Below are 20,250 nucleotides of genomic sequence, written 5' to 3' on the forward strand. Positions count from 1 at the left end.
CATCGGGGACGTGGCGAAATTGGTAGACGCACTGGATTTAGGTTCCAGCGCCGCGAGGTGTGAGAGTTCGAGTCTCTCCGTCCCCACCACTGAATTACTAAACATGAGTTTGGTAATGAAGGTCACAGAGGATTGGTGTAATGGTAGCATGACGGTCTCCAAAACCGTTCGTCAAGGTTCGAATCCTTGATCCTCTGCCAAGTTTTAAAAAGTCTGACATTGTCAGCAACCCTGTTGGGGACGTGGCGAAATTGGTAGACGCACTGGATTTAGGTTCCAGCGCCGCGAGGTGTGAGAGTTCGAGTCTCTCCGTCCCCACCACTTAATTTATTAAGTTGCCAAATAAACAGGTTTTTAAAACAAATTAAAGTCTGACATTGTCAGCACCCGAGTTGGGGACGTGGCGAAATTGGTAGACGCACTGGATTTAGGTTCCAGCGCCGCGAGGTGTGAGAGTTCGAGTCTCTCCGTCCCCACCATTAGATTAAGCAAGGTTTTATACCTTGCTTTTTTGTTTTTGAAATTCGAAAAAATCAGTGTCTCAAACGTGGTTTTTTTGAAAACATAATCTAATGAAATAAATCTAATGAAAGATGATGAACCAAGAGATACAGCAAGATGTCTAATCTTGCTTTTTTATTGTCTGAAATTTATCTCGTTAAAAATGAGTCAGTAAAACAAAGGTGAAAAAAAGCCCGCATATACGGGCAAATTTAGAAATGCGGATTCGAATTAAATCATTTATTTCAAATCGTTCGAATAAATTATAGAGAAGATTACGCCTTTAGATGATCTTCAAACTCTTCACCGAGCTGCATGGCCAAAGCATTACCAGACAAATCTACAGTCACTAGACCATATTCTTTTTTAAAACTGAATGTAAATCCACGATTATCTGCCAGTGTACGAACAGAATATCCTAACTTTTCTAACCAAAGACGGAAGGCAACTAAATTTTTTGCTTTAACCACTTTTTTCACGAGCGAACTCCTTATCAATCATTAAAATATTAAATAGGGGTGTCAAAATATTTTTTAAAGGGGAAATGGAAAACTTTTATTTAAAATATGAAATTTTGATGGATAAATAAACAGATTATCGGCTTATAAATTGTATAAATTCATTTAACTCGCTGTTTTATAACAATCTAAACTTAATGTAAGTAAATATAACGTATTTTGAAAATTTGGGTTTTAATTGCTGGCTTAAAATCTATCCTATGCCTATAGAGAAGCTGTGTGCAAAATAAGCGATGACTTAACTTAGAAAGTATAGTGGATTAGGTGTGCAGTATTGATTGCAAATAAAGACTTGTTCACAGCCAAATTAACTGGATAGGTGAGCATGCAAAGCTATTTCACATCAAGATTTGTCGAAATGCTTTTATACTATATCCCATCGATATAAATAGATTGAACGCATGCAAAACATTGAGCACGATGTCAAAGCAAAAATTGAACAGATGCAACAAGCAGGGCAGACGCCTGTTGCGGTGATGCTTGGACATGAAGATTGGTTGGTCTTTTCGGAGCAATCCAAAGTGGCATATACGCCTTTTGGCAGTGCGCGACGTTATCAGCCTGCATTAGGTGGTTTATTGATGGTACGTATCGATGAAATGCAAGCCGTACGAGTTGTGACTCAAGCCGAATTGGATGATTTTGCTGCAACCAATCAAATTTTATAAATAAAATGATGAATCGGCCCGAAATATTCATCACAAATAAAACAGTTTATTTGTGATGAAATCTTAAATGCTTATAACTCGCAATCCAATTAAAAATTGTCTTTGAGTTCTCTTAAGCGCTGAAACGCTTCAACACTTTCTGCACGTAAAAATGGATTGGTTTCTAGTTCTAATTCAATGCTGCTTGGCAAAGTACATTTCCCGAGCATGCGTAGGGATTCAACCTCATCAAACCGCTGTTGTATGGCAAGGTTGTCAGGTTCAACATGCCGCGCAAACTGCGCATTCGATAGGGTGTATTCGTGAGTACAATACACTTGAGTTTCAGCAGGGAATGCGGCTATACGGTTCAAGGAATCGTACATTTGTTGAAAGGTGCCTTCAAATACACGTCCACAGCCCATAGCAAATAATACATCGCCACAGAAAAGTGTATGAATGTCATCGATAAAATATACGATATGACCGAGGGTGTGGCCGGGCGTTGCTGTTATTTCAACTTCAAGACCATGAAATTCAAAACGGTCATTATGATCGAGAGGAAAATTCACCCATGGAATACGGCTTAATTCTGCACGGGGGCCGTAAACGGCAATGTTTTTATTTTGAATAAGTTCAGGTACACCACCGACGTGATCTTTATGCCAATGCGTTAGCCAAATTTGCGTAAGATTGAGCTGATATACCTGACAATAGCGCTCGACCAAAGCGGCTTCAGTAGGATCTACTGCAATGACATCATGGCTTTCGGTGTGCTCAAGCAGCCAAATATAATTTTGCAGTGAATTTTTGACATCCAATGTATGTATTTTAAACGTCATATCCATTCATTCAATATTTTAAATTAAGTTAAAGTTAGCATGAAAATGCTCAAAAGGTATGATTATCGATTTTCAACCCTAAATAAACGACAGAGTTCATAGCGCTATTTTAGTCTGGTGTCTCGTCTACAGATACAGGATTACCAATGGTATAAAAGTGCCCGCCAGCAATATGGTGTAGGCTTTTCCATTCATCTGCTACTTCATGATAATACCAATGTCCGTTACGGAAGACGCGGTCGTCTGCATAGGCAGCAATGACTTCGCCAATAAACAGATCGTGCGCTCGTTGATTGTGCGGCTCAGGAATAAGTTTGCACAGTAGCCAAGCAGCACAACCTTCAACCACAGGAATATCTGAGGCATTAAATTGAAATAATTCCACGCCACATTGGCGTAATTTTTCTGGCGCATCACGTTGGCTCATCATGCCAAGTGCATAGACCAGTTTGAGTTGTTTCAGTGTTGGTACTTGTAAGGCGAAATAACCTGAATTTTCAATAATCTCACGTGTTTTAGTTGATTTATCCAGTACTACCGTCACTTTTGCAGGATTGAACTCTAAGGCGCATGCCCATGCCGCAGTCATCACACCGGTATGGGTTTGATCCTGAGCAGAGACGAGCACAGTCGGCCCATGATTTAAAAGTCGGTATGATTTTTCTAAAGGAACGGGGTGAATATGCGTTTTCAAAATTGTGCCTATATTTAAGTTCATCTAAAACTTAGATGTTTTATTAAAAAGTGTTGCTACATAGCATATAACGCATGAAATATTTTCAAAAGCCTTTAATATAAATCACTAAATCAGGAGTTCAATCAATGAAAATGTATCAAGTAGACGCATTTACCCAAGTGTTATTTAAAGGTAACCCAGCGGCGGTTTTGGTGTTGGATGAATGGTTAGATGAAAACTTGATGCAACAGATTGCTTTGGAAAATAATCTGTCTGAAACTGCATTTGTGAAAAAAATTGACAGCAGTAATTATGAAATTCGTTGGTTTACACCGACCACTGAAGTGGACTTTTGTGGACATGCGACATTGGCCAGTAGTTATGTGCTTTTTGAGTTTTATACGGCTGAAAAAAATATCCAATTTCATGTCAAAAATCTCGGTATTTTTAGCGTAAATAAAGCTGAAGATGGAAAAATTCTGATGAATTTCCCTGTGCGTCGGGCACAGGTCGTGAGCGATTATCCTGAAGAGCTACGTTTAGGGTTGAGTCAACCTTTTAAGCAGGTTTATTTGAATGCGCAGGCGTATATCGTGGAATACGAAACGGCTCAGCAAGTCTTAGATGAACAACCGAATTTTGAAATTTTAAAACGACTGGGCAAAATCCGAACCGCAATTACAGCACCGGGTACGATTACCGATGTTGCAATCACTGCGGCTGCTCAACAATATGACTGCATTTCACGCTATTTTGCACCGGGTAATGGCATCAATGAAGATCCTGTTACGGGTTCTATTCATACTGGAATCGTCCCTATTTGGGCAGAACGTCTAGAAAAACGTCAGATCTTGGCGTATCAAGCTTCGAGTCGTGGTGGTGAGTTACACTGTCAAATGCTTGAAAATGACCGTATAGAAATCTCAGGCTATGCTTGTTTATATATGCAGTCTGACATTTATATCTGAACATAAATCAAATACATGCTGTCTCATTCTGCAGCATGTATTTAATAAAAAGTAACTATTAATCCAGAAAAGCTCAGCATAAAATCAAAACCAATCTGATCGACAGCACTGCGCTGATCGATGCTAAATATAAAGGACACTTGAATTACATGCGTATTAAACATTTAACGCTTTCACTTTTTTTTGCAGGTTTAAGTACAAGCCTCTTTGCTCAACCTGTATTGGTTAAAACTGAACAAGCCATTGAAGAATATAAATTAGACAACGGTTTTCGTGTGGTTTTGGCGCAAAACGATAAAGAAAGCAAAGTGTTTATGAATACGGTGTATTTCACGGGTTCATTAAATGACCCTGCGGGCAAAGGTGGTTTGGCACATTTGCTTGAACATTTAGCTTTTAAAGGCACTGAAAATGTCAAAGGTGATGAATTTCAGCGTCGCTTAGATCAATTCACGCTGATGACCAATGCAAGTACAGATTATTATTCAACGAAATATACCAATGTGATTCGTCCTGAACAAAGTTCAATCGATCAAGTTTTGCATTTAGAAGCAGAACGGATGGATAAATTGGTACTTCAGGAAAAGTTTGTACCAACAGAAATTGATATCGTTAAGCGTGAACGTGAAATTCGTTTAGATCAGCCATTTTCAGTGTTAATCGACCAAGTTTTAAAAGAAGCCTATGGCAATCAATCTTTAGGTCGTTTACCGATTGGTGATTTGAAAGAACTTCAATCGATCAATATGAACGAATTAAACCAGTTCTATCGCCGTTGGTATGTGCCAAATAATGCAGTGATGGTGATTTCTGGTAAGTTTGATAAAGCGGCTGTATTAAAACAAATTGATCAACAATTTAGCCCAATTGCCGCACGTCAAATTCCTGAACAAGCCAAAGTCCCTAAATTAGATGGAACGAAATTAAAGCAACGCGAATTTACCGTTCATAAGGGCAGTGACTTTGGCAAATTTAATATTTATTTAAATGGTGCAGTCGAACCGATTAAAACCGCTTTGGCGGTATCTCCAACTTTGTATACCTTACAGCCAAGTGGGCATTTGTATCAAAGCATGGTGGAAACAGGGACAGCAACCGCAGTTCAATCCACCACATGGTTAGATAAAGATTTTAATTTGGTGTTTATGGGGGCGATATATGGCCCAAGTCATGATGCTAACAAAGTGGCAACCAGTCTGGCACAAGGTGTAGAGCAGAATAAAGCCTTTAATGACGTCGAGCTAAACCGTGTTAAAAGCCTGACTCGAAATATGGCTGACAATGTCAAAAATAGCGCAACAGCACTTGGCGAGCGTCTTAGTTCTTATACTGTGGCTTATAACGGGGACTGGTCTCAATATTTCCGAGACTTAGATAAAGTACAAAAGCTGAATGTAAGCGACGTGAATCAGGTGTATAAGGATTTTCTAAAGCCTGAATACCGTGTCACAGGAAATATTCTGCCTACACCTGAAGATCAAAAGAAAGCACAGCAACAAGCAGCGTCGAAACCTGCTGAAACTTTAGATCAGCAAGCGCCTGCAGAAGAGCCATTGAAAGATGCGAGTGTTTATCGAGCTGAAGTGAAGCAATATGTAGCTGAGTCTAAGCAATATCTAAATCAGAAAGAAAAACAGATTCAGCGAGCTAAATTTAAAAACGGCATTCAGTATGCATTGTTTCCAACCAAAACTCGTGATGACAAGACTTATGCAACAATTGCATTGGATTTTGGTACAGCACAAAGCTTAATGAATAAAGGGGAGTTGCTAGATTTAACAGCTTACCTCATGTTCCGTGCATCTAAAGATCAAAGCTTACAGCAAATTGCCGATAAAATTATTGATGTCGGTGGCGGTGCAACGGTTAGTGCAAATGATAATGGCCTCATGATTCAAGTGGTTGCTCGTAAAGAAAAATTTGCAGAATTTTTGCAATATGTCATTGATGTTATTAAAGCTCCAGCATTTGAAGAGTCACAATTTGATTTAATCAAAGCGCAAAGTTTATCGAGTTTAGATCGACCTTATACAGAGCCGGATACCGTTGCTGCAATGACGCTGTCGCGTATTGTCGAGATCTATCAACCGGGGGATATTCGTTATCACTTCGAACCGGAACTTACGAAAAAACAAATTGAGTCGGCTACACGTGATCAAGTGCAGCAGTTACATCAAAAATTCTTTAAAACACAGCATGCACAAATTGCGGTAACAGGTGATTTTGATACCAAGCAAATAGAAAAAATTCTGAAAAAAGAATTTGCAGATTGGAAAACCAGCGAGCCATATCAACGCTTAGAGTCTACGTTTACGACATATCCTGCACAGAAAGTGCATGCATTGTCTGAACAGCGTGAGTTTGGTAGTTACCAAGCCATTATGACTCTACCTGTAGGTGTGGAGCATACTGATTCTCCTGCACTACAAGTATTACGCCACATACTTGGTGATTCACAGTTGTCTTCACGTCTAGCTCAAGAGTTACGTGAAAAGAATGCATTGGTTTATGGTTTTAGTGCAGAGATTAATTTTGATGAGTGGGTGAATTCGGGTGTCCTGAGTATTGATGCAAACTACACTGCAGGTAAATCTGCACAAGTTTCTCAGTCTGTTCATAAAGTTTTGCAAAACTTATTGAAAAATGGCGTGACGGAACAGGAAGTAGAAGCAGCCAAAGCCAGTATTTTGAAAAAGCGTTTAACTGCACTTGAAGATGACCGTCGCATTCATAGTATGTTGATTCCACAGTTAGAAAAAGGTCGTGATTTAAACTATCGTGAAAAGCGTGATCAACGCATTGCTAGTTTGACCAAAGCGGATGTTAATGCTGTCATCAAAAAATATATTCAACCTGAGCGTTTGGTTGAGGTGATGGCTGACCAATATGGTCAAGCCGCAAAATCTACTCAAAAATAAACCGAATAAAAAAATCCTCCAGATGGAGGATTTTTTTTGAGCTGCAATGGATAACTTGATAGCAAGATTTTCTTAACGAACTTATAGGCGGTAGAACTGACGGGCATTTTGTTGGAAGACTAAAGTCAGTGCATCAGGATCATAACTCGCGACCGCATCTGAAAAGGCGTCAATAATATTCACCAAAGATGCACTCACACTATCCATCGGGAAGTTAGAACCAAACATCACACGATATTTCCCAAAGCATTGTAGAGCATGAGAAATAAGCGGGAAGGCACAATCGAAAATCTCTTGTTTGGATGCAAGGCGTTGTTCTTTATGAAACTGATGACCCAACACCGGCATGAATAAACCAGACATTTTAGTATAAACATTTGGGCAACTTGCCAGTTCGGCTAAATCATCTTTCCAACGAAACAAGATATTGTCACGTGAAGTTTGGGTTAAGCCTGTATGTGAGCCCACAGGTCCAAACGCACCCACAGGTGTCCCAAAATGATCCAGCACGATAGAGGTTTCTGGGAAAGCACGTGCTAAAGCGGTTAAATCACGAATCTGGTCTGAATAAACCCATGCATCAAAACTTAAGTTCATTTGAGCAAGGGCTTCAAAACCTTTCATAAATTTTTTATTGGTATAGAGATGCGGCTCATTGGTCCATGCATGAACCTTTGGGTCTTCATGTACAGCTGCCATTTTCCGTATGCCACGAAAATGTGGAGACGCTTGTTTATGCATTTTAAGAATTTTCTTAAAACTACTGTCACATGGGTCTGCAGTGCCGACTATGGCACCAAGTTTAATTTTTTGAGCATTAAAATCTAAGGATTCAATAAACTTGGTTTCACCAACCACCCCTTTACCTTTATGGTCATGCCAGCTCGCTTCTACATGTACGATTTGATCAACCAAATAATGTCCTGCATCTTGCTTATAATTTTCAGGCAAATACGGTGTTGTCACATGTTTGGTCAAACCAACTGTGTCAATTAACTCTTGCGGCTTAACTAAGCGCATCATTTTGTCGAGCAAGTAGGGATGTTTACCCAATAATTTCACGGCAAGTGAAGCGGCATGTGGGGTATTGTACGGATCCCATTGATGTATATGTGAATCCACGATGGCAAAATCGAGCGTCTGCATTGCTATCCTTGTCCTTAAAACCATGTCCATTTCTTGCGTATTTCATTGTATTTTCGAATACGCGAGGCACTGAAAATAGTTTGAATGATGAAAATACAACGTTATGACTGAATATTAAATCAAAGCTTTGTGAAAGAGAAGTTGTATAAAAAAAGCCCCGAAGGGCTTTTGATTAATGCTGATGATCGTGGTCGTGATCATGCTTATTTGCATGGAATTCTTCGTTATGACGGAAGCGAAGATAGTTTTCAAACTGTTCGCAATATTCATCATAATTATCTTCAAGCATCATTTGAAATTGTTGAAGAATATAAGACATCACTTGATCTTTGGCATCACGCATTTCTTTGCCATCTTTGAAGCCATTTGCAGCAACCCAAGTATTAAAACGAGCGGTACCAAATAACATGGCAGCGCTCACTTGACCGCGCATTTCTGCCGGTTTGACTTGAGAACCCTTTTCAACACGACAAAATTCATTGGCTTGTTTAATAAATTCATCCGCACGTTCAAAGAAAGCTGCATTCAACGCTTCTTCTTCGGTTACATCAGTAGCTTCAATCTTTTGAACCATGAATGTGTCCTAGCATAAAAATCTAATGCAGTATTATAGGCAAAGCCTTGCAGAAACTAAACCTTTGACTTAATCTAAAAATAGCCTAAGTAGAATGGAGTGCTCCATGCAAGACGCAATCGCAGTGCAAAGTCTGAAAAGTGATATTGCATTACTTCGACAAAATATTTGGCCGCCCTCAACCTTAGCCAATGTAGAAGGGCTGCCCATTTATTATGGTACGCAGTCTGAAGTGGCCGAATATTATGCACAGTGGACAGGCTTAATCGAACGTGCTCAAGACTTATTTCAACCCTTTATGGAAGATGAAGTCCTTGATGCAATCCATTTGCCGAGTCATTTGAATCTACCGCTTTTTTATTTTCATGTGGATCGTATTCGAATCAACAAAACACGTGCGAAAGAATCTAAAACCTTTCGGGGTATTGCCAGCTTAGTTGAAAAATGTGGGCAGTTTGAAGCAGATCAAATTCAAGCGATGCGACATTGGCTTGACAGCGATGACACGGCAGCCTTGGTCGCACACCGTGAATTTATTGACCTCAGAACCTATGTATTTCAACATGGGCAAAGTGATTATACCCGTACCCGTTTTTATGTGAATGGCATTGTACTTAGTGTCGAAAACGAGTTTAAATTGGTGGATGCCCGTGACAAACCACGTAAAGCCCGTAGCGATAGCTATAGTGACCCTTTAGCAGATAACAATACGTGGAAAATCTTTGGGAAATATCGTTAATCAAATGTATTGACGGTATCATTTAGAGCGTGGACTTAGTTCGCTGCACAAGGAAGCTTCGGATTATTTAAGCCACGCCCTAAAGTGAATATAGCCACTATGGCAAATGCGACAAAGATCATGACTGAATACAATAAGGTATTGGCATTAAAATGATCGACAATATAGCCGCCAAACAGTGAACCACATGCAATCATGAGTTGGAAAATACCAATAAACAGCGGCATGCCTTTTTCAACAGCTTCAGGGGCATGTACAAACATCCAGATATTCGCCGTTGTAGGAAATGCCCCAAAGGCGAAACCCCATAATGCGGTTAAAAGATATGCACCGAATAAGTGAACTGCAAAGTGTGGAAAGCTAAAAAATACCACGATAAAACTGAATGCAACAAAAGCAAGGGTATAGCGGACATTGATGTTACTGCTATAACCTGCAAATAAATTACCAAAGAAACCTGCGATGCCGTAGATCAATAATAATGAACTGATGGTGGTCGGATCAAAGCCTGCATGATTTTTAAAAAATGGGGCGAGATAGCTATAAGAAGAAAAATGAGCGAAACCAATTAATAAAATAATAATTAGGCCTTTACGTGCTTTATCATGTTGAATCAGTGCAGGTAAATCACTAAATCGAATAGCCGATGTCGGTGGAAGTTTTGGGAGAAATTTGATTTCTAAAACTAAAATGATGATGCCAATCGCTGCAATGATTTGAAACGCACTACGCCAACCTAACCAGTCACTTAGCCATGTACCTAGTGGAACACCTAAAACCGTCGCTAAAGTGACGCCCGCCATGACGATTGCAGTCGCTTTGGCTATGGTGAGATGACTGGGTGCGACACGTCCACTTAAGGCTATGGCTGTTGCCCAAAATCCACCGATAGCTATACCCAGTAGAAAACGGCTAAACAGCAACAGCGCAAAGCTTTCTGCGAAGCCAGTTATAAAATTAGAAATGACCATAATCACGGTTAAAGCAATCAGTAAGATACGACGGTCAAGTTGCTTCACAGCAACAGAAAGCAGGGGCGCTGCGATCGCACCCATAATGCCAGGGAGGGTAATCACCCAACCTGCGGTACCTACACTAATATTTAAATCATGAGCAATGGCATTTAACACACCAATAGGTAAAAACTCACTGGTGACTAGTGCGAAAGCTGTAATGGCAACCGTGAGGATTGCAAACCAATTCCCTTGATTGGGGGGAGATTCTTCAGGCTGCTGCGTCAACGGTTCATCTGGTTTTAAAGCTGTAGCATGCGTATTCATAGTGTTACACCTTAATTATTTAATTTAATAGTGACTGTTATAAAAATAAACTATTTGATTAAATTGTGAGCGTCAATTATTTTATTAGTGAACGTTATAAAATATAAATGTTAGCTTATGATGAATGATTCAAAGCAGGAAAATCTACACGCTAATTCAGCCTATTTGGTCAAGAAGCGTGGACGTCCTAAATGTTTTAATGAACAGCAAGCTTTGGAAAAAGCCATGATGTTGTTTTGGCAATTTGGCTATGAAGGAACGTCCATCAGTGATTTGACTCAAGCTTTGAATATCACCGCACCTAGCCTATATGGCACGTTTGGCGATAAAGCCGCGCTCTTTGAAAAATGTATTGAATACTACAGTGAACACGAAGTTCAACCTGCCGAAAAAATTCTACAAGCAGGTCAAACTGCTAAAATTGCGATGGAGCTCTACCTGTACGACAGTATTCAGCACTTGGTACAAGCCAATAAACCTAAAGGCTGTATGGTGGTGGTGGCAACGATGAATTGTTCACAGCAGAACCAAACCGTACAGGAACAACTTAAACAACGTCGTGCCTATACCAAAACAAAAATTATGGATCGGCTCGCTATAGGCGTGCAAAATTCGGAAATTGAAAGTTTGGCTCATGCAGAGCAATTGACTGATTTTTATATGACCTTATTGCAAGGGATGACGATACAAGCACGTGATGGTATGGCCTTGACACAATTACAACGCATGGTGAGTAATGCCATGAAATCATGGGGGTTATTAGCACAAGGTTAAATCAGTATGGATTATGAATTAAACCCCCAATAGCAGTGTAGCCTTAAGGCAATTTTCTTAGTTTTTTTGAATGACTGATATGCAAATACTATATTGAAGTTTATTTGCAGGGATGAATTTTAATGTCGCCCAATTCCATCACACTGATATAACCGTCAACCGCAATTAAATTGTCGCTTTGACTCGATAGGGTGAGACATTCTCCAGACTTGACGCTAGATAGTAGCTGACCTTGTTGCGGATTCAAGTTCATGCTGTAAATACTCAGTGTGCCAGCATCGGTTTTGATTTGGTAAGACTCATCACCATAGTCCTCATTATTATTGCGCAGGACTTTAAAGGTTCGTCGTGTCTGATCAAAGTTTTGAGTTGGAGAAAGCGGCTTTTCGACTTGTAAGGATGCCGTGCGCCTTAATTCGGTACTTTGCACAGGCTTATGTTGTTCACTACAAGCACTCAGTATTGGGAAAAATATAAAAATAAGTGAAAATGAAAATAGGGGATAAATTACAGGTATGTGACTTTTCAACATAAAACCACCCTGAATCTAAGTTTTCAGATAGCTTATTTTAAAAGTTTTTATCCAGAAAACAAAAATAATAGCTTCTCAAAATATTTCAATGTAACTGAGTCAAACTAAGGAAATGATGAATTGAAAATAGCCGACTATGAACCTGAATTGATATACGCTGAATTATCAGGAGACTTTCCCTTGGGAGATTCTAGGCAGCCAACTTATAAAAGTCTTCGGCCATTTGATTTGGTGTCTTAAAACCCAAACCCTTTTGAATTCTTCGATGATTATAAAATAACTCAATGTATTTTATAATATCTGCTTTGGCTTCTTCTCTGGTTTGATAGTTGTAATGATGCACTAACTCATTTTTCAGTATTCCCCAAAAGCTTTCAATCGGTGCATTATCGTAACAGTCTCCGCGCTTGCTCATTGAACCTTGAAAACCATATTGCTCAAGTATATTTCGATATTCATGGCTGCAATATTGACTTCCTCTGTCTGAATGCACAATCAGTTCTTTGGTTGGTTTTTGATTGTGAATAGCCATATTTAGCGCATTACAAACAAGCTGTGTTGTCATGCGCTCATTTAAGCTATAGCCAACCACTTGCTTCGTGTAAAGGTCTTTTACCGCTGCTAAATACAGCCATCCTTCAACAGTCCATATGTACGTAATATCACTTGACCATGCTTGATTTGGTCTAGTCATTGAGAATTGTTGCTCCAGCAGGTTTTCATAGATCGCTCGATTATGGTCACTATTCGTAGTCCTTTTAAAACGCTTGTGTCGCTTACAATACAGGTGGTTCAGCGCTTTTATCTGACGTACAGCGTACATACTCATTTTTATACCCTGAGCTTGTAAGTATTTGGTTAATCGAATATAACCATAGCTCTGCCTGGTCTCCTCATGGGCTATTTTCACCAATATCGTCTGTTGATTTCGTTGAATCGTTCTTTTGCTCACGCCTCTCTTGAGCCAATCATAAAAACATGAAACTGAAACATGAAGTAATCGAGCCATTAAGGTAATTGGAAAAGAATATCTTTTTTGTTTCATATAGGCGTACCTTACTGACTTTCTTTGGCAAAGTACGCTGCTGCCTTTTTTAAAAATTCACGTTCCATTTCAGCTATTTTGAGCTGTTGTTTGAGTTTTTTATTTTCTTCGAGTAGAGCGTTTAGATCAGGTGAATACTGTTTTGTACCTGCTAAAGTTCCAGCCTTTGCTTTGGTATTCCAATTTGAAAGAGTTTGCATTGAAATGCTAAGTTGTCTAGCTGTTTCCGAGACATTGCCTTGATTGGCTTCAATTAATTTGATGGCTTCAGCTTTAAATTCTGTGGTGTAAGTCTTGTGTTTCTTGCTCATGGTAAACTCCTGATGAGTGTGTTTAGTTTACCAAGTTAAAACCTCCTGTTTTTTCAGCACACATCAAATGTTCAACAAATGAATATCTATATGACAATGTAGGATACAAATAAAAAAGGGAGACTCATTGAATCTCCCTTAGGTTTTATTTAATGAGTTTTCGACTGACAAGGAATTGCTCGGTCGCTTCTAATAGCTTATCTGCATAAACCTCTTGTTTTGCAGTCAACCAGCCGAGAACAAACCAATCACTAGCTTCCAGCTCTGTTTGCTGAATATATTGTGCAGAAGAGGAAAGGACTTGATATTCCTGAGCCGCGACTTGTGCATCATTGAGCGCTTTACTATATTTCTGCAAGTTTTTTACATCATAAATAGACGTCAAAATTGGGAAGCTAAATTTAAGCTCTTGTATGCGCTGAGAAAGCACATCTAAGCTTTCAAAATTGTTAATGTCGGCATCATTTAAAGCCTCTTGCAGGGCTTTATATTGGTTTTGAAGGGTAGTTTGAGCATACCATTTAAAATCATGTTGTTGCGGTGCTTCATCGACTTTCAAACTAAACATTAAAAGCTCAAGATAATGATGCACATTTTGAGTCGATTTAACCAAATTGCCTAACTTCTCTTTGGCATACAAAATATCTTTGGTTAAATTTTCTGAGGTCGTTGGGTTTTGTAAAAAGCCACCCAAGGTATTTTGCATGTGCTCAAAATGGTGTAATTGTTCAAACTGCTGTTTAAATGCGCCCAATTGCACAGCCCATTTTTCAACGATATCGCTGTTCCAATCTTTAAACAGCGAAATGGTTAATTGTAAATGATGGAGTGCTTTTTGAGCTTGTGTAATGTGCTCGGCCTGAGCAACACCTGCAGAAATTGCGGCAATATTAGGCAGAAGGTGCTGCATTTCCTGTGCAATTAAAAGTCGTAAGTTTTTTGCGGCAGTGTCTTTTTTACTGAGTTGAAATTCTTTAGCCTCAACTGCTGGACTCACAGTTTGATTCAATGCCAGCAAATTTCCAATTTCAGCTTTACTACGAACATCTAACCACAAATGGTACTTTTTAACCCATTCAAAACTAAAGGCAAGGAGTGATTGAATAGAGCCACTTTTAAGCTCAAATTCTACTTCGTGAACCTCTGTTTCTGTATTGTTGCTACGGATACAGCCGATATCTAAGCTAACTTCGATCTTGGCATCTTCAAACTCTATGACACGATAAGTTCTCAGAATGTCAGTTTCAAACTGAAGTTGTAATGAATCCTGCTGATCGCCTAAAGTGGTTTTTAAAACTAACTGAACTTCAGCTTCATTGGCATAGACCGATAAATCTAGGGCAGGGGCTTGTTCATGCTCGCCCAAATCTAAGTTATGTTCAAGCCGTTCAATGTGACTTTTACCTGCAGCTTTCAGGGTTTGAATCCAGCGCGTTCCTTCTAAACGTTGACGCAAAGCTGCATGCTGCTGTGCCATTTTTCGATCTGGGGTATCAAAATATTTAGCTTTAAGTTGAATTTGTTCCGATTTTTTTGGATCGAGTGCCTTTAATAATGCGGTTCGACGTGCTTCTGGAATCTGGAACTTTAATTCAACTTCAACCATGGTTTTCTGTCCTGATGTTACAACTTCATAATCTGGCATGAAGCGATCTCTAAATTTTTATAAAAATGAAAAACTAAATCGTACGTAAATTTTCTATGAGCTAAACGCGTTTCGATTGTAGCGAAAAACAGTTGAGAAGTAAGACTTGACGGATTTGAAAGCGCTGATTTTGGCCAAAGAAAAGTTTTAAAAATGGATATTCCATCAATTGTATAATTCACAATGGTTCGACTTTCATTGGAACAAAATAAAATTTTACGTCTTTAACGCGGACGAATTTTAAGCTATGTTGATTAAAATAAGTTCAGGATGAGCACAACATGAATTCACAAGTACAACCCGAGTTTAATCGAGATTTAAAGCCCGAATTTCAGTTGCCTATTCGTGACTACTCGCAATTTTATCGATTTTATTTGACTGAACATCGAAATATCATGAGCCGACGTTTACATGCCACAGGCAGCAGTATAGGCCTCTATTTTTTTGCAAAAGCAATTTTAAAAAGACAACCAAAGTATTTTGCTTATGGCCTGGTTTCAGGCTATGCCTGTGCATGGGTCGGACATTTTTTCTTTGAAAAAAATAAGCCGGCAAGTTTCAAGCAGCCTTTATACAGCTTTATTTCCGATTGGCGCATGCTGTCTGATATTGTGAAGGGGAACTTAAGCTTAAAAGACCGTAATTTAGATAAGATTGATAGTTAATTATTTATTAATCAAACGTTTAATTTTTATGGTTCTAGGTGTGATTTTTTTGAGTAAATGACTTGCAAAATTAGAGTGATTAGTCTAATAATGTTCATATTGTTTATTCACTGCTTATCTATAAGATGAAAAGTCGATAAACCCCAGTTTTCCGAGCCTAGAGTGACCTTCTCTAGGCTTTTTTTATGGCCTTAGAAAAGGTCTATTGTTTGAAAGATATAACAATAAAAATTTCCATAAAATAGGCTAGACTTTTTGATGCTCTGAACGCTCCCCAAAACGTTTCTTACCAAGCACCAAAAAGTCTAATAGGTACACATTATTATTTTTATAAAGTGTTGTGTTTTTATGCGCTGCGTTTTGTGTTCTTCTGTTGCACTATTAAATAATTTGTATTAGTTTTGTTCTATACCTGAAAATAGGTATTTTTTGCCATTTTCTACAGAAAATTTAATTAAACATTTATATAAGTAGTCCTGTGAAAAGGAATATAACTTTCTCAGCAGCAAAGCATTAAAATTTTATGTCCCAAGCAACATTTCACAGACCTAATCGTTATAATATTCAAAAGTTTTAAGTTGTGATTGAACTATGCGTGGTTTATACCTCATTACCAATGATGATCCTATCGAATTGCTTTTAGCCAAGCTTGAAGGCGCGATGGCAACTTATGAAGTTGCTGTTTTGCAATATCGTCGTAAAAAAGTGGCAAAGGAAGATCAGGCTTATGAAATTGAATACATGAAAAATATGTGTAATCAGTACAAAGTGCCTTTTGTCATTAATGATGATCTCGAAACTGCAGTTCAATATGGTGTGGGTGTCCATTTAGGGCAAGATGACGGTTCAATTGCTGAAGCTGTAGCACGCTTACCTAAAAATGTTTTGATCGGTCGAAGCTGCAATAACTCTTTAGAACTGGCTGAGCAGGCAATTGCAGACGGTGCAAACTATGTGGCTTTTGGTGCCATTTTTGCAACTGAAACTAAGCCTGAAGCAGGCAATATTGGCTTAGAAACGCTAAAACAAGCCAAAGCGAAACTAAATGTACCTATTTGTGCAATTGGTGGTTTAACTGTAGAAAATTCAGCAGAAGTCATTGAAGCAGGTGCTGATCTTTGTGCTGTGATTAGTGATGTATTAGGTCGTTCAATGTCTGCTGTCAGCAGTCGTGTTTATGAATGGTCTGAGCTTTTTGCTGAACAAGCTTAATTTTATTTTTAGATTGAATAAGTAGAGAATTTTTATGAGCTTATCTGCTAAGCAAGAACAATTATTTAAACAAGCCAGCAAGCATATTCCTGGCGGCGTAAACTCTCCTGTACGCGCATTTAATGGTGTAGGTGGTACACCAGTATTTATCGAAAAAGCGCAAGGCGCGTATCTGTATGACGTAGACGGTAAGCGATATGTAGACTATGTCGGTTCTTGGGGCCCAATGATTTTAGGTCATGCGCAGCCAGACATTATCAAAGCAGTACAAGAAGCCGCAGTTGATGGTTTAAGTTTTGGTGCGCCAACCGTTCATGAAACGACTTTGGCCGATATTATTTGCGAAATTATGCCGTCTATTGAATTGGTTCGTATGACCAACTCGGGGACTGAAGCAACCATGACAGCCATTCGTCTTGCTCGTGGCTACACCGGCCGTGACAAGATTGTAAAATTCGAAGGCTGCTACCATGGTCACTCAGACTCGCTTTTAGTAAAAGCAGGTTCTGGCCTACTTACTAAAGGTGAGGGTGAAGCGACTTCTGCAGGTGTTCCGGCTGATTTTGCAAAACATACTTTAACACTGCCGTATAACGATATTGCGATGCTTAAAGAATGCTTTGCAAAATTCGGTTCAGAAATTGCAGGTGTAATTGTTGAGCCAGTTGCAGGCAACATGAACTTGGTGAAACCGATTGACGGTTTCTTACAAGCGATCCGTGATGTATGTGATGAGCATGGTTCTGTGTTTATCATTGACGAAGTGATGACAGGTTTCCGTGTCGGTCTTGGTGGTGCGCAAGCGCATTATGGCGTTACGCCAGACTTGACCACATTAGGCAAGATCATTGGTGCTGGCTTGCCAGTCGGTGCATTTGGAGGTAAACGCGAAGTGATGGAATGCATCGCTCCGTTGGGCAAGGTATATCAGGCAGGCACACTATCAGGCAACCCACTTGCAATGCGTGCCGGTATTGAGATGTTTAAACATCTTCGTGCAGAAGGTTTCTATGAAACTTTAACTGAAAAATTGGCAGGCTTACTTGCTGGTTTACAAGCTGCTGCAGACGAAGCGGGCATTCCGTTCTTTACTCAGCAAGTAGGTGGTATGTTTGGTATTTACTTTACAGATCAAACTGAAATTACTGGTTTTGATTCAATTTTAAAATGTGATGTTGATGCTTTCCGTACCTTCTTCCACGGCATGTTACAGCGCGGTGTAAACTTAGCACCTTCAGCATTTGAAGCCGGTTTCTTCTCAAGCGCGCATAGCGATGAAGATATTGCATTTACCATTGAAATGGCGAAAGAAGTTTTTGCCGAAATGAAGTAATTTTCATTTAAATCGGTAAATTCTGCTTTAGAATAAAGCCCGCAGCCTGCTGTGGGCTTTTTTTTGTTGTTATAAGTTCAGTTTTTTAAGAAAAGGATTTTTAAATGAAAACCAAGCATTATTTAACTTTGGCAGATGCAGAATTTTTACTGAACACAGCACATACTTATGCAGTAGAAAATGGTTTTAATGTCAGCATTGCGGTAACGGATGAGACAGGCAATTTGTTAGCGATGAAACGAATGGATGGTGCATCGCCAATGACAGCAAATCTATGCTTAGAAAAAGCCAAATGTTCAGCCATCAGTAAGCGCCCATCTAAATTGTTTGAAGATTTGATAAAAGGCGGGCAGATGGGTTTTCTGACCATGGAAACCTTTAACGGTATGCTGGAAGGCGGTGAACCGATTTTGTATGAAGGTCAATTGGTGGGTGCAATGGGCGTGTCTGGCGTAAAATCATTTCAGGATGCTGAAATTGCACAGCAGGCGATTGAGAAGTTTTTGGCACAGGTATAAAACTTCCTTAGAGATTTTTAAGTTTAGCTATATTTAAAAATTCATAGTTTCATAGCCAATGATGCGTCGAACGTGAATAATCACAAAAAAGCTGTTTCATTGTGCTGGACTCTGAAATGGATGATTTTAATAAGATATTGATTCTTATAGGTAAATTTCAAGAATTTCGTAAAAGGTTTATTATGTTAATTGTAAAAATAATTAAAAGTTTAGGAATACTAGTAGAATGCAGCTAATAGAAATAGAACCTTATTTTTGGGAATTATATGAGGATAGCGAAAATATATATCTCAATGTTTTTATAAATATAAGTGGAATTTCTTGGGAGAAAACTATCTGCCTAGATGAACAAGCGATTCAGCAGTATCAGACTCAAGGAAAAAGTTTTATTGATGGCTTAGCGAAAAGAATTGAAAGTAGCCAATTTGGAACAGATTATGAAAGATTTTACTCATATGTAGATGCCTCTAAAGAACAGAAAAAGGAAATGCTTCAAGCATTTAAAGAATATAAGGCTTAGCAAAATTAAATCCATTTAATATAATGAAGATTGTACGAAATGTTTATGTTTACATAGGTAAATAGCAAAGAACTTATTACTTTTGTGTATCTACGCTAGCATAAGTTTAATTTATGAATAATTAGTTGACTCATCTCCCATGCTTTATCCCATGCCTAAAAAAATCCAATTTTCACCATCTCAAGCAAAATGGCAGCTGTCTTCAACACAGTCAGTATTGGTATTAGCAGGACTGCAAAATCTACGCATGCAGCAGGGTATACAGGATACGCAGCTGATGGAAAATATTATCCAGCTGACCAATAAAGCCAAAGCCTTAGAGATTCCTATTGTCGATTTATATGGTGATGATTTACTTCAAGGCATGCCGCAGCTCGGTGAATATGCAACAACACACCCGCAGCTCATCTTTGCAGGGCAAATCACGCCTATGCTGAAACAGATCTTGCCGCATCTATATAGCGTAACAGAGCAAATCTGTATCGTTGATGATGCGATTGCGATGAATAATCAGGAGCAGCATATTCAGTGGGTGGACTCCATGTCAGGCCAAGGGATTCATCACATGAGTAGTTATAATTTGATGCGGCTTTGGAATCTGTCAGCACCAACTGAATTCGTCTTGTCAGCCAAAGGCATATTATTGGCTATCGCAGAACAGCTAGATATGGAGGCATTGGAAATAGATCCCTTATTGGATTTACGCAGTTATGGACTAGATTCCGTTGCCATGGTCAGCTTAATTGGGTTGTGGCGTGCCAATGGTGCTAACATCCGTTATGAAGACTTTTTAGATGATGCAAGTCTAAAAGCATTGCTAGAAAAATTGCTCAGTACAGACTAAACAAAGCCAATTGGAATTATTTTTGTTCTAAATCGGAAAATA

20 protein-coding genes and 4 tRNA genes are annotated in these 20,250 nt (G+C 39.0%); 15 read left to right on the forward strand and 9 right to left on the reverse strand.

Annotated features, from left to right (window positions below; genetic code table 11):
* Window positions 1-4: 4 nt before the first annotated feature.
* The 4 genes from FTU05_RS01400 to FTU05_RS01415 all read left to right on the forward strand — a co-directional run bounded on the left by FTU05_RS01400 (window position 5) and on the right by FTU05_RS01415 (window position 479).
* Window positions 5-89, forward strand: a tRNA-Leu gene (locus tag FTU05_RS01400).
* Between the two features lie 37 nt (window positions 90-126).
* A tRNA-Trp gene (locus FTU05_RS01405) sits at window positions 127-200 on the forward strand.
* Window positions 201-236: 36 nt separating this feature from the next.
* A tRNA-Leu gene (locus FTU05_RS01410) sits at window positions 237-321 on the forward strand.
* Between the two features lie 73 nt (window positions 322-394).
* Window positions 395-479, forward strand: a tRNA-Leu gene (locus tag FTU05_RS01415).
* A 297-nt stretch (window positions 480-776) separates the two neighbouring features.
* Here FTU05_RS01415 and FTU05_RS01420 read toward each other — a convergent pair.
* Entirely contained in the window at window positions 777-980 is a 204-nt protein-coding gene (locus FTU05_RS01420; RefSeq protein ID WP_078188846.1) for a hypothetical protein, read from the reverse strand.
* A 440-nt stretch (window positions 981-1,420) separates the two neighbouring features.
* On the opposite strand from FTU05_RS01420, the gene FTU05_RS01425 reads away from it, so the two are divergent.
* Window positions 1,421-1,687 (forward strand): hypothetical protein, encoded by a 267-nt coding sequence (locus tag FTU05_RS01425; protein WP_257223241.1) that lies wholly within the window; start codon window positions 1,421-1,423, stop codon window positions 1,685-1,687.
* Between the two features lie 89 nt (window positions 1,688-1,776).
* On the opposite strand, the gene gloB is transcribed toward FTU05_RS01425, so the two are convergent.
* Together gloB and FTU05_RS01435 are read right to left on the reverse strand one after the other, a co-directional pair.
* On the reverse strand, window positions 1,777-2,508 hold the full coding sequence (gene gloB / locus FTU05_RS01430; RefSeq protein WP_180026842.1) for a hydroxyacylglutathione hydrolase: 732 nt from the start codon (window positions 2,506-2,508) through the stop codon (window positions 1,777-1,779).
* 109 nt (window positions 2,509-2,617) lie between these two features.
* The gene (locus FTU05_RS01435; RefSeq protein WP_180164008.1) at window positions 2,618-3,226 is read right to left on the reverse strand and encodes a flavin reductase family protein; all 609 of its coding nucleotides are present in this window, start codon (window positions 3,224-3,226) and stop codon (window positions 2,618-2,620) included.
* Window positions 3,227-3,330: 104 nt separating this feature from the next.
* On the opposite strand from FTU05_RS01435, the gene FTU05_RS01440 reads away from it, so the two are divergent.
* Together FTU05_RS01440 and FTU05_RS01445 are read left to right on the forward strand one after the other, a co-directional pair.
* Entirely contained in the window at window positions 3,331-4,152 is an 822-nt protein-coding gene (locus FTU05_RS01440) for a PhzF family phenazine biosynthesis protein (RefSeq protein WP_180160061.1), read from the forward strand.
* Window positions 4,153-4,301: 149 nt separating this feature from the next.
* Window positions 4,302-7,070: a pitrilysin family protein gene (locus FTU05_RS01445; RefSeq protein ID WP_180164009.1), complete on the forward strand. Its 2,769-nt coding sequence runs from the start codon at window positions 4,302-4,304 to the stop codon at window positions 7,068-7,070.
* Between the two features lie 81 nt (window positions 7,071-7,151).
* Here FTU05_RS01445 and FTU05_RS01450 read toward each other — a convergent pair whose 3' ends face one another.
* Window positions 7,152-8,216, reverse strand: coding sequence for an amidohydrolase (locus FTU05_RS01450; protein ID WP_180007295.1), 1,065 nt, complete (start codon window positions 8,214-8,216; stop codon window positions 7,152-7,154).
* Window positions 8,217-8,388: 172 nt separating this feature from the next.
* Window positions 8,389-8,790, reverse strand: a complete 402-nt coding sequence (locus FTU05_RS01455) for a DUF3144 domain-containing protein (RefSeq protein ID WP_078188837.1) — start codon at window positions 8,788-8,790, stop codon at window positions 8,389-8,391.
* A 106-nt stretch (window positions 8,791-8,896) separates the two neighbouring features.
* Here FTU05_RS01455 and FTU05_RS01460 point away from each other — a divergent pair, with 106 nt between their 5' ends.
* Entirely contained in the window at window positions 8,897-9,529 is a 633-nt protein-coding gene (locus FTU05_RS01460; RefSeq protein ID WP_180160064.1) for a hypothetical protein, read from the forward strand.
* Window positions 9,530-9,564: 35 nt separating this feature from the next.
* On the opposite strand, the gene FTU05_RS01465 is transcribed toward FTU05_RS01460, so the two are convergent.
* The gene (locus FTU05_RS01465; RefSeq protein ID WP_180164010.1) at window positions 9,565-10,809 is read right to left on the reverse strand and encodes an MFS transporter; all 1,245 of its coding nucleotides are present in this window, start codon (window positions 10,807-10,809) and stop codon (window positions 9,565-9,567) included.
* A gap of 120 nt (window positions 10,810-10,929) precedes the next feature.
* On the opposite strand from FTU05_RS01465, the gene FTU05_RS01470 reads away from it, so the two are divergent.
* On the forward strand, window positions 10,930-11,583 hold the full coding sequence (locus tag FTU05_RS01470; RefSeq protein WP_180105859.1) for a TetR/AcrR family transcriptional regulator: 654 nt from the start codon (window positions 10,930-10,932) through the stop codon (window positions 11,581-11,583).
* A gap of 100 nt (window positions 11,584-11,683) precedes the next feature.
* On the opposite strand, the gene FTU05_RS01475 is transcribed toward FTU05_RS01470, so the two are convergent.
* The 3 genes from FTU05_RS01475 to FTU05_RS01485 all read right to left on the reverse strand — a co-directional run bounded on the left by FTU05_RS01475 (window position 11,684) and on the right by FTU05_RS01485 (window position 15,077).
* Window positions 11,684-12,115, reverse strand: a complete 432-nt coding sequence (locus FTU05_RS01475) for a hypothetical protein (protein ID WP_168378945.1) — start codon at window positions 12,113-12,115, stop codon at window positions 11,684-11,686.
* Window positions 12,116-12,305: 190 nt separating this feature from the next.
* A protein-coding gene (locus FTU05_RS01480; protein WP_085940844.1) for an IS3-like element ISAba22 family transposase occupies window positions 12,306-13,471 on the reverse strand; the annotation gives its coding sequence in 2 pieces (ribosomal slippage) (window positions 12,306-13,213 and window positions 13,213-13,471; 1,167 coding nt in all).
* A gap of 145 nt (window positions 13,472-13,616) precedes the next feature.
* Window positions 13,617-15,077, reverse strand: coding sequence for an inorganic triphosphatase (locus tag FTU05_RS01485; RefSeq protein WP_180164032.1), 1,461 nt, complete (start codon window positions 15,075-15,077; stop codon window positions 13,617-13,619).
* 320 nt (window positions 15,078-15,397) lie between these two features.
* Here FTU05_RS01485 and FTU05_RS01490 point away from each other — a divergent pair, with 320 nt between their 5' ends.
* The 6 genes from FTU05_RS01490 (at window position 15,398) to FTU05_RS01515 (ending at window position 20,208) form a co-directional block, all read left to right on the forward strand.
* Window positions 15,398-15,781: a DUF962 domain-containing protein gene (locus FTU05_RS01490; RefSeq protein ID WP_180094246.1), complete on the forward strand. Its 384-nt coding sequence runs from the start codon at window positions 15,398-15,400 to the stop codon at window positions 15,779-15,781.
* A 591-nt stretch (window positions 15,782-16,372) separates the two neighbouring features.
* Window positions 16,373-16,993 carry a thiamine phosphate synthase gene (gene thiE / locus FTU05_RS01495; protein WP_078188828.1) on the forward strand — a complete coding sequence of 207 codons (621 nt, stop codon included), beginning with the start codon at window positions 16,373-16,375 and terminating at the stop codon, window positions 16,991-16,993.
* Between the two features lie 34 nt (window positions 16,994-17,027).
* Window positions 17,028-18,326 (forward strand): glutamate-1-semialdehyde 2,1-aminomutase, encoded by a 1,299-nt coding sequence (hemL, locus tag FTU05_RS01500; protein WP_180164011.1) that lies wholly within the window; start codon window positions 17,028-17,030, stop codon window positions 18,324-18,326.
* Between the two features lie 104 nt (window positions 18,327-18,430).
* Entirely contained in the window at window positions 18,431-18,844 is a 414-nt protein-coding gene (locus FTU05_RS01505; protein WP_180164012.1) for a heme-binding protein, read from the forward strand.
* A 226-nt stretch (window positions 18,845-19,070) separates the two neighbouring features.
* Window positions 19,071-19,364: a hypothetical protein gene (locus FTU05_RS01510; RefSeq protein WP_180163046.1), complete on the forward strand. Its 294-nt coding sequence runs from the start codon at window positions 19,071-19,073 to the stop codon at window positions 19,362-19,364.
* 139 nt (window positions 19,365-19,503) lie between these two features.
* Window positions 19,504-20,208 carry a phosphopantetheine-binding protein gene (locus FTU05_RS01515; RefSeq protein WP_180003798.1) on the forward strand — a complete coding sequence of 235 codons (705 nt, stop codon included), beginning with the start codon at window positions 19,504-19,506 and terminating at the stop codon, window positions 20,206-20,208.
* Window positions 20,209-20,250: the final 42 nt, after the last annotated feature.

Origin of the sequence: Acinetobacter sp. YH12049, from assembly GCF_013419875.1 — a bacterium.
GTDB lineage: Bacteria > Pseudomonadota > Gammaproteobacteria > Pseudomonadales > Moraxellaceae > Acinetobacter > Acinetobacter amyesii.